This is a genomic window from Streptosporangium sp. NPDC003464 (assembly GCF_053588315.1).
Window position 1 is genome coordinate 1 of sequence record NZ_JBSFPS010000531.1, and the last position, 1,830, is coordinate 1,830.

At 68.8% G+C, this 1,830-nt stretch carries 3 protein-coding genes; 2 read left to right on the top strand and 1 reads right to left on the bottom strand.

What is annotated here, in order from left to right:
* Positions 1 to 166 (bottom strand): ATP-binding cassette domain-containing protein (locus ACWDS7_RS48230; protein ID WP_451934792.1); only part of this gene is annotated, 166 nt, incomplete at its 3' end.
* A 76-nt stretch (positions 167 to 242) separates the two neighbouring features.
* Here ACWDS7_RS48230 and ACWDS7_RS48235 point away from each other — a divergent pair.
* Positions 243 to 884 carry a TetR/AcrR family transcriptional regulator gene (locus ACWDS7_RS48235; protein WP_306858367.1) on the top strand — a complete coding sequence of 214 codons (642 nt, stop codon included), beginning with the start codon at positions 243 to 245 and terminating at the stop codon, positions 882 to 884.
* A 69-nt stretch (positions 885 to 953) separates the two neighbouring features.
* Positions 954 to 1,814, top strand: coding sequence for an ion transporter (locus tag ACWDS7_RS48240; protein ID WP_451934791.1), 861 nt, complete (start codon positions 954 to 956; stop codon positions 1,812 to 1,814).
* Positions 1,815 to 1,830 lie beyond the last annotated feature (16 nt).

Genomic DNA, 1,830 nt, shown 5'->3' on the forward strand with positions numbered 1-1,830 from the left:
CGGTGGGGCGCAGCAGCGTGGTCAGCATGCGCATGGTGGTCGTCTTGCCCGCGCCGTTGGGGCCCAGGAAGCCCACGATCTCCCCGGCCTCGACGGCCAGGTCGACGCCCCGGACGGCTTCGACCCCGCCCGGGAAGGTCTTGCTCAGGTTCGATGTCTTGATCATTGATCGCCTCCTTTTTTAAAGTAACACCAATTTTAGTGTGGCCACAAAATTTGACCGGCACCATAGGATGGCGCACATGAGCGAGGGCCTGCGCGAGCGCAAGAAGAGAGAGACCCGGCTGCGCATCTCCGACATGGCGACGGGGTTGTTCATGGCGCGCGGCTTCGACAACGTGACGGTGGCCGAGGTCGCCAGGGCCGCCGACGTCTCGGTCAACACGGTCTTCAACTACTTCCCGACCAAGGAGGACCTGCTCTTCGACCGGCAGGACGAGGTGGTGGAGCTGCTCGGCAAGGTCATGCGGGAGCGCAGGCCCGGAGAGAGCGCGGTGCAGGCGCTGCGCCGCGACTTCCTGGACGCCCTCGACACCGGTGACTGGCGATACGGCTTCCACGAGGGGAGCGACGCCTTCCCCCGCATGATCAGCGCCAGCCCGGCCCTCGTCGCCCGGCTGCGGGAGATGAACGAGCTCCGGATGGAGGCCCTGACCCGGGCTCTCGCCGACGAGGCCGACGCCGACCCCGACGACCTCACCCCCGCGCTCGTCGCCGGCCAGATCTGCGCGACGCTCCACACGCTGACGACGCACGCCGTCCAGCGCGTGCTCGCCGGCGAGAGCGTGGCCGCCATCACCCCGGACCTGCGCGAGCACGCCGATCGCGCCTTCCGCCTCCTGGAGTCCGGGATCGGCGACTACTGCGCCCGCCGTACGGAATGAAGATCTTTCAGACGATATGATCTACCGGCAGTCCGTTCGGCCCTAACCCCCGGGGAGTCATCCGTGCCGGTGCGCGAGCGTGTCCGCGCGACCCTGGAGGCCCCGCGTTTCCAGCAGGTCATCATCGCGGTCATCGTGATCAACGCGGCCACCCTGGGACTGGAGACCTCCACCACGGCCGTCGAGCGGTACGGCACGGCACTCACCGTCGTCGACCACCTGGCGCTCTACATCTTCGTGATGGAGCTGGCCGCGAAGATCTACGCCTACCGCCGGCGGTTCTTCCAGGACCCGTGGAACCTGTTCGACGCCATGATCGTCGCGGTCTCCCTGCTGCCCACGGCCGGGGGCCTGTCGGTGCTGCGGGCGCTGCGGATCCTGCGGGCGCTGCGGCTGATCTCGGTGGTGCCGAGCCTGCGCAAGGTCGTGACGGCCCTGCTCACCGCGGTGCCGGGGATGACGTCGATCGTGCTGCTGCTCGGCCTGGTGCTCTACGTCACGGCCGTGATGGGCACCAAGCTCTACCACGCCACCGCGCCGGAATACTTCGGCGACCTGCCCACCTCGCTGTTCACCCTGTTCCAGATGATGACCGGGGACGCGTGGTCCGACATCACCCGGGAGGTGATGGACGAGCATCCGTCGGCGTGGGTGTTCTTCGTGCTGTTCATGCTGGTGTGCACCTTCGTGGTGCTGAACCTGTTCATCGCGGTGGTGGTCAGCGCGATGGAGGACGAGCACGCCGAGGAGTCGGTCCAGGCGACCCAGGATCTCGGCGTGGCCGTACTCGCCGAGCTGCACGCGCTCCGGGCCGAGGTGCGGGAGCTGCGGGAGCGGGTCCCCGTGACGACGGGGACGGGCGGCGGGAACACCGACCCGCCGGCGCCCCGCAGGCGCGGATCGGCGCGCGGGCGCTCCGGCGGCAGATGACCCGGCCACGCCGGAC